Raw genomic sequence first — 6,345 nt, forward strand, 5'->3', positions numbered from 1 at the left:
ATGAGGCATGTTCCGCGTCCTTGCAATACTGTGTTTACATACAGTCTATCGCTTAGCGGAAAGTTCTTTTACCCTCAGCCGAAATGCCTGCCGTTGCTAGACATTGCCAGCCAGTGCCCGTCACTCCCACTCGATTGTAAACAAGCACACAAAACCCTTTAGTGACAACAATTTGCAAGAACTATCAGGCTCAGTGCCATGAAAAATACCATGACCAGATCATGAGGTTGAACACGGCTTGCGCCGGCAGCGTTCACGCTCCTGGTCGGCGATCTCGCCCGGCTGCAATGCTAGCTCAGCATCGGTCATGCGCTCCAGCACGTCGCGTAGGCGGATGGTGCAAGGAATGGGCGGCAGCTCGAACTCATAGCCGCCGGCGATCATTTCGGCCGCAATCTCCTCGGTGATGAAAAACGGCTCGTCGTCTTGGTTCGGCTTCTTCATGCCCTTTCCTCCTGGCGCTCATCCTGGCCGACAGCGGCCAGGGCATCGGCTTCCGTCAATGCGTCCTCCACGAACGCGCCGTGCTGCTTCGCTTCGGCCTGGCTGACCTCGGCCCATATCCGTTTCACCTGGGCCGCACTGTACCCGGCCAGCTCGGCGGTCTTGTTGATGCTGTAGCCGGACTTGCGCAGCGCGACAACTTGGGCGCGGCGCTTCGGATCAGCACGGCGGCCCTTGTACCGCCCGGCCTGGCGGGCCAACTCAATGCCTTGGCGCTGGCGTTCGCGCCTGTCCTCGTAGTCGTCGCGGGCCATCTGCAAGGCCAGGCGAAAAAGCATGATCTGCACGGCTTCCAGCACGATCTTGGCGACGCCCTGGGCCTCGGCCGCCAGGTCGGATAGATCGACCACGCCAGGGACGGCCAGGCGTGCGCCTTTGGCCTGTATCGAGGCCACCAGGCGCTCGGCCTCGGGCAAAGGTAGGCGGCTGATGCGGTCGATCTTCTCGGCAATGACCACCTCGCCGGGCTGTAGGTCGCCGATCATGCGCAGCAGCTCAGGCCGGTCGGCGCGTGCGCCGGATGCCTTCTCACGGTAGATGCCGGCGACGTAGTAGCCGGCGGCCTTCGCGGCCGTAGTGATCGCCTCTTGGCGTTCCAAGTCCTGCGCGTCGGTGCTGACGCGCAGATAGACCCGCGCCACCATCGGCGCGGCTACTGGCTTCGTCCTGCGCATACTTGCGGGCTCCTTTGGGCATACTCAAATGCACCCATCTTAAACTGGCAGCTAATGTACAAAAGTTGATAGAAGCACACAAGTTCAATTTTGCACTTCTGCCCACTATTGCAAAACTGCTTGTTAGTAGCCGTTTTTTCTTACTGTTTATAGATTCAATAATTTTTGAAACGAAAAATTGGGACTAAACATTTCGGTTTCGTTTTCTGTCGATTCGTCCTGCGTATCTTTTGCATAAACAAACATTTGTTGTTCGTAGTTTTCGATGGCATTTTCAATACTTGTAAATTCTCCGTTTGTAAGGTTTTCAGACAATATCAAAGCATCCAATAATCCCGTATTTACACCCTGTCCTGCAAAAGGCGACATCAAATGAGCAGCATCGCCAATCATTGTTATGGGTAATGGACGGTTACTTTTCCAATCATTGTTCAAAGGAAATTTCCTTGTGGGCAAGCATTGAAATGTTGATACCGAACGTATTAATTGTTTGTAAACTTCACTCCATTTGGAAAATCTTTTCAATAAAAAATCGGCAACGCTGTTTCTGTCCTGAAAATCTAAGGGAATTTTATTTTTCCATTCATCGGGCGTTTTAAAACTAATTCCTAAATACAATGCACCATTATTATTGGGATTGGCAAACAATAAAATGCCCTGATGTCCCGCCATTAATCGGTTGCCGTTGCATAGCTGAAAAAATCCGGGACAGTTTATTTCCGGTTGAAGAATATCAGCTTGGATGTTGAAAGTACCGGTTTCTTCAACTTGCGTGTCGGTAACAAAGCTCCTTATTTTCGACATTCCACCATTGGCAAGAATAACCAAATCTGCTGTTTCACTCGGTTTATTCTCAAAAGTTAGTGTCCACTTCTTCTTACCAGGTTCAAGCATAACAAGTTTTCTATCCCAAATAACCGTGTCGTTTTCTAAACTATTCAACAAGATAGCCCTTAAGTCATTTCTGTTTATTTCAGGATTGTCAAATCGATTTTCGGGCTTTACATTTTTTGTGGATAAAATATTGCCTTTTTCATCAGCAATATTTACACCCATTGGTAAGGCTAAGTCATAATAAGTTTGTAACAATCCCGCTTTTTTCATTGCTTCCTGACCTGAACCTTTGTGTAGGTCAAGGGTTCCACCAAAAATTCTTGCCTCTCGGTCGTTGTCTCTTTCGTAAACTGAAACGTCTATGCCGTTTTGCTGTAATAATTTTGCCATAGTCAGTCCAACGGGTCCACCACCAATTATTGCAACGTTCTTATCACTAAGTAAATTCATTTGTTTGTCTGTATCTATTCGCATTGTCATTCAAAAATGGCACATAACAAGTGGCTATACGCCAAATGGCGTATATATCCACTATATCTTATTTTGCTAAACCTTTCATTATCAGTGACAAATCCGTTTTCAACCGTTTACCGTTCGTTTCTACTCTCTCAAAAGGATTTATATTCATAGTGCTTTTTGTTAAGTTTTGCTCAAATATACAAATCCTTTCTATATATCTAACAAATCCATCGGACTTTTTAATTGTTCCATTCCCTTGGTGGTAATATGTGTATAAACCTCAGTTGTTTTACTGCTTGAATGACCTAACAACGATTGAATATAACGTAAACTCGTACCATTCTCAAGCAAATGCGTTGCAAAGCTATGTCGTAAGGTATGTACAGTAACTTCCTTTTGAATCTTTGCTTTTAAAACAGCTGCTTTAAAAATGTTTTGAATACTTCGGCTTGAGTATGCGCCACCTTTTTGACCTTCAAATAAATAATCTTTTGGTTTATATTCCATAAAGTATGTTCTTAAAATAATTAATGTTTTCTCAGATAAAATGGTATAACGATCTCTTTTTCCTTTTGACTGTTCTATACGAATTTGCATGCGCTTGGAGTCAATGTCTTTTATTTTCAGGTTTATACATTCAGAAATGCGCAAACCTGCCGAATAAATAGTCATCAGAATAGCCTTGTGTTTCACGTTTTCAATAGCGCGTAGTACCCGAATGGTTTCTTCTTCACTCATCACAACAGGAAGTGTTTTTTCTTTTTTTGGTCTTTCGATGAAATATGTTTTCCGTTGTCCACCCAAAACACGTTCGTAATAAAACTGGCACTGTTGCAAAGTTAGCGATGAGGCAGCCTTTTGTCTTATTCAAAGGCCTTACATTTCAAAAACTCTGCTTACCAGGCGCATTTCGCCCAGGGGATCACCATAATAAAATGCTGAGGCCTGGCCTTTGCGTAGTGCACGCATCACCTCAATACCTTTGATGGTGGCGTAAGCCGTCTTCATGGATTTAAATCCCAGCGTGGCGCCGATTATCCGTTTCAGTTTGCCATGATCGCATTCAATCACGTTGTTCCGGTACTTAATCTGTCGGTGTTCAACGTCAGACGGGCACCGGCCTTCGCGTTTGAGCAGAGCAAGCGCGCGACCATAGGCGGGCGCTTTATCCGTGTTGATGAATCGCGGGATCTGCCACTTCTTCACGTTGTTGAGGATTTTACCCAGAAACCGGTATGCAGCTTTGCTGTTACGACGGGAGGAGAGATAAAAATCGACAGTGCGGCCCCGGCTGTCGACGGCCCGGTACAGATACGCCCAGCGGCCATTGACCTTCACGTAGGTTTCATCCATGTGCCACGGGCAAAGATCGGAAGGGTTACGCCAGTACCAGCGCAGCCGTTTTTCCATTTCAGGCGCATAACGCTGAACCCAGCGGTAAATCGTGGAGTGATCGACATTCACTCCGCGTTCAGCCAGCATCTCCTGCAGCTCACGGTAACTGATGCCGTATTTGCAGTACCAGCGTACGGCCCACAGAATGATGTCACGCTGAAAATGCCGGCCTTTGAATGGGTTCATGTGCAGCTCCATCAGCAAAAGGGGATGATAAGTTTATCACCACCGACTATTTGCAACAGTGCCGATAAAAATATATCATCATGAACAATAAAACTGTCTGCTTACATAAACAGTAATACAAGGGGTGTTATGAGCCATATTCAACGGGAAACGTCTTGCTCGAGGCCGCGATTAAATTCCAACCTGGATGCTGATTTATATGGGTATAGATGGGCTCGCGATAATGTCGGGCAATCAGGTGCGACAATCTATCGATTGTATGGGAAGCCCGATGCGCCAGAGTTGTTTCTGAAACATGGCAAAGGTAGCGTTGCCAATGATGTTACAGATGAGATGGTCAGACTAAACTGGCTGACGGCATTTATGCCTCTTCCGACCATCAAGCATTTTATCCGTACTCCTGATGATGCATGGTTACTCACCACTGCGATCCCCGGGAAAACAGCATTCCAGGTATTAGAAGAATATCCTGATTCAGGTGAAAATATTGTTGATGCGCTGGCAGCGTTCCTGCGCCGGTTGCATTCGATTCCTGTTTGTAATTGTCCTTTTAACAGCGATCGCGCATTTCGTCTCGCTCAGGCGCAATCACGAATGAATAACGGTTTGGTTGATGCGAGTGATTTTGATGACGAGCGTAATGGCTGGCCTGTTGAACAAGTCTGGAAAGAAATGCATAAGCTTTTGCCATTCTCACCGGATTCAGTCGTCACTCATGGTGATTTCTCACTTGATAACCTTATTTTTGACGAGGGGAAATTAATAGGTTGTATTGATGTTGGACGAGTCGGAATCGCAGACCGATACCAGGATCTTGCCATCCTATGGAACTGCCTCGGTGAGTTTTCTCCTTCATTACAGAAACGGCTTTTTCAAAAATATGGTATTGATAATCCTGATATGAATAAATTGCAGTTTCATTTGATGCTCGATGAGTTTTTCTAATCAGAATTGGTTAATTGGTTGTAACACTGGCAGAGCATTACGCTGACTTGACGGGACGGCGCTTCCCTACCCTCATGGCCGCCTCCCAGGAATCGACCCAGGTGCTTATCGTGGACATAATCCTTTACTCATAAATTTATCTTATTCCATTATTGTACCTGTCACGCAAAACTTGCAGAAAAGCCATAAACGCAGGAGAATCCTGTCGGCGGTGAGGATAATAAATATGGTAGCCGTCAAAATATGGACACCACTCGGTCAGAACAGCAATCAGCTTGCCGCTTTTGATATATCCATCTGCAACATACTCGGGAATATAGGCAATCCCCAGCCCGTCTAATGCTGCATCGAGCTGATGAATCGTGCTGTTCGCAATATATTGCCCTTTGACTTTCAGACTGAATTTCTGAGCATCTTTCTCGAATTCCCAGGCGTACAATCCACTCGTATCAGAATAGCGGACGTTAATGCAGTTGTGGTTCAAAAGATCCTGCGGCTTCCTGGGCTTAGCATAACGCTTAAAATGGCACTGTTGCAAAGTTAGCGATGAGGCAGCCTTTTGTCTTATTCAAAGGCCTTACATTTCAAAAACTCTGCTTACCAGGCGCATTTCGCCCAGGGGATCACCATAATAAAATGCTGAGGCCTGGCCTTTGCGTAGTGCACGCATCACCTCAATACCTTTGATGGTGGCGTAAGCCGTCTTCATGGATTTAAATCCCAGCGTGGCGCCGATTATCCGTTTCAGTTTGCCATGATCGCATTCAATCACGTTGTTCCGGTACTTAATCTGTCGGTGTTCAACGTCAGACGGGCACCGGCCTTCGCGTTTGAGCAGAGCAAGCGCGCGACCATAGGCGGGCGCTTTATCCGTGTTGATGAATCGCGGGATCTGCCACTTCTTCACGTTGTTGAGGATTTTACCCAGAAACCGGTATGCAGCTTTGCTGTTACGACGGGAGGAGAGATAAAAATCGACAGTGCGGCCCCGGCTGTCGACGGCCCGGTACAGATACGCCCAGCGGCCATTGACCTTCACGTAGGTTTCATCCATGTGCCACGGGCAAAGATCGGAAGGGTTACGCCAGTACCAGCGCAGCCGTTTTTCCATTTCAGGCGCATAACGCTGAACCCAGCGGTAAATCGTGGAGTGATCGACATTCACTCCGCGTTCAGCCAGCATCTCCTGCAGCTCACGGTAACTGATGCCGTATTTGCAGTACCAGCGTACGGCCCACAGAATGATGTCACGCTGAAAATGCCGGCCTTTGAATGGGTTCATGTGCAGCTCCATCAGCAAAAGGGGATGATAAGTTTATCACCACCGACTATTTGCAACAGTGCCGTG

General features: G+C 47.0%; 8 protein-coding genes. 1 reads left to right on the forward strand and 7 read right to left on the reverse strand.

Annotated features, from left to right (window positions below; all coding sequences use genetic code 11):
• Window positions 1-219: 219 nt before the first annotated feature.
• The 5 genes from FTV38_RS16095 to FTV38_RS16115 all read right to left on the reverse strand — a co-directional run bounded on the left by FTV38_RS16095 (window position 220) and on the right by FTV38_RS16115 (window position 4,052).
• Entirely contained in the window at window positions 220-444 is a 225-nt protein-coding gene (locus FTV38_RS16095; RefSeq protein ID WP_000743213.1) for a hypothetical protein, read from the reverse strand.
• A complete protein-coding gene (locus FTV38_RS16100; RefSeq protein ID WP_001366550.1) occupies window positions 441-1,178 on the reverse strand; it encodes a recombinase family protein in 738 nt (245 codons plus the stop codon). The genes FTV38_RS16095 and FTV38_RS16100 overlap by 4 nt, the downstream gene beginning before the upstream one ends.
• A 147-nt stretch (window positions 1,179-1,325) precedes the next feature.
• Window positions 1,326-2,492, reverse strand: a complete 1,167-nt coding sequence (locus FTV38_RS16105) for a tetracycline-inactivating monooxygenase Tet(X3) (RefSeq protein ID WP_024160783.1) — start codon at window positions 2,490-2,492, stop codon at window positions 1,326-1,328.
• Between the two features lie 189 nt (window positions 2,493-2,681).
• Entirely contained in the window at window positions 2,682-3,275 is a 594-nt protein-coding gene (locus FTV38_RS16110) for a tyrosine-type recombinase/integrase (RefSeq protein WP_205779272.1), read from the reverse strand.
• Between the two features lie 72 nt (window positions 3,276-3,347).
• Entirely contained in the window at window positions 3,348-4,052 is a 705-nt protein-coding gene (locus tag FTV38_RS16115; protein WP_001067855.1) for an IS6-like element IS26 family transposase, read from the reverse strand.
• Window positions 4,053-4,181: 129 nt separating this feature from the next.
• Between FTV38_RS16115 and FTV38_RS16120 the strand changes: the two genes are divergently transcribed.
• The gene (locus tag FTV38_RS16120; protein ID WP_000018323.1) at window positions 4,182-4,997 is read left to right on the forward strand and encodes an APH(3')-I family aminoglycoside O-phosphotransferase; all 816 of its coding nucleotides are present in this window, start codon (window positions 4,182-4,184) and stop codon (window positions 4,995-4,997) included.
• A 136-nt stretch (window positions 4,998-5,133) separates the two neighbouring features.
• Here the strand turns inward: FTV38_RS16120 and FTV38_RS16125 are convergent, their stop codons facing one another.
• Window positions 5,134-5,535, reverse strand: a complete 402-nt coding sequence (locus FTV38_RS16125) for a LysR substrate-binding domain-containing protein (protein ID WP_001183556.1) — start codon at window positions 5,533-5,535, stop codon at window positions 5,134-5,136.
• A 39-nt stretch (window positions 5,536-5,574) separates the two neighbouring features.
• Entirely contained in the window at window positions 5,575-6,279 is a 705-nt protein-coding gene (locus tag FTV38_RS16130; protein ID WP_001067855.1) for an IS6-like element IS26 family transposase, read from the reverse strand.
• Between the last annotated feature and the right edge of the window lie 66 nt (window positions 6,280-6,345).

It is taken from the genome of Acinetobacter sp. YH16044, from assembly GCF_013417145.1.
GTDB classification, from domain to species: domain Bacteria; phylum Pseudomonadota; class Gammaproteobacteria; order Pseudomonadales; family Moraxellaceae; genus Acinetobacter; species Acinetobacter amyesii.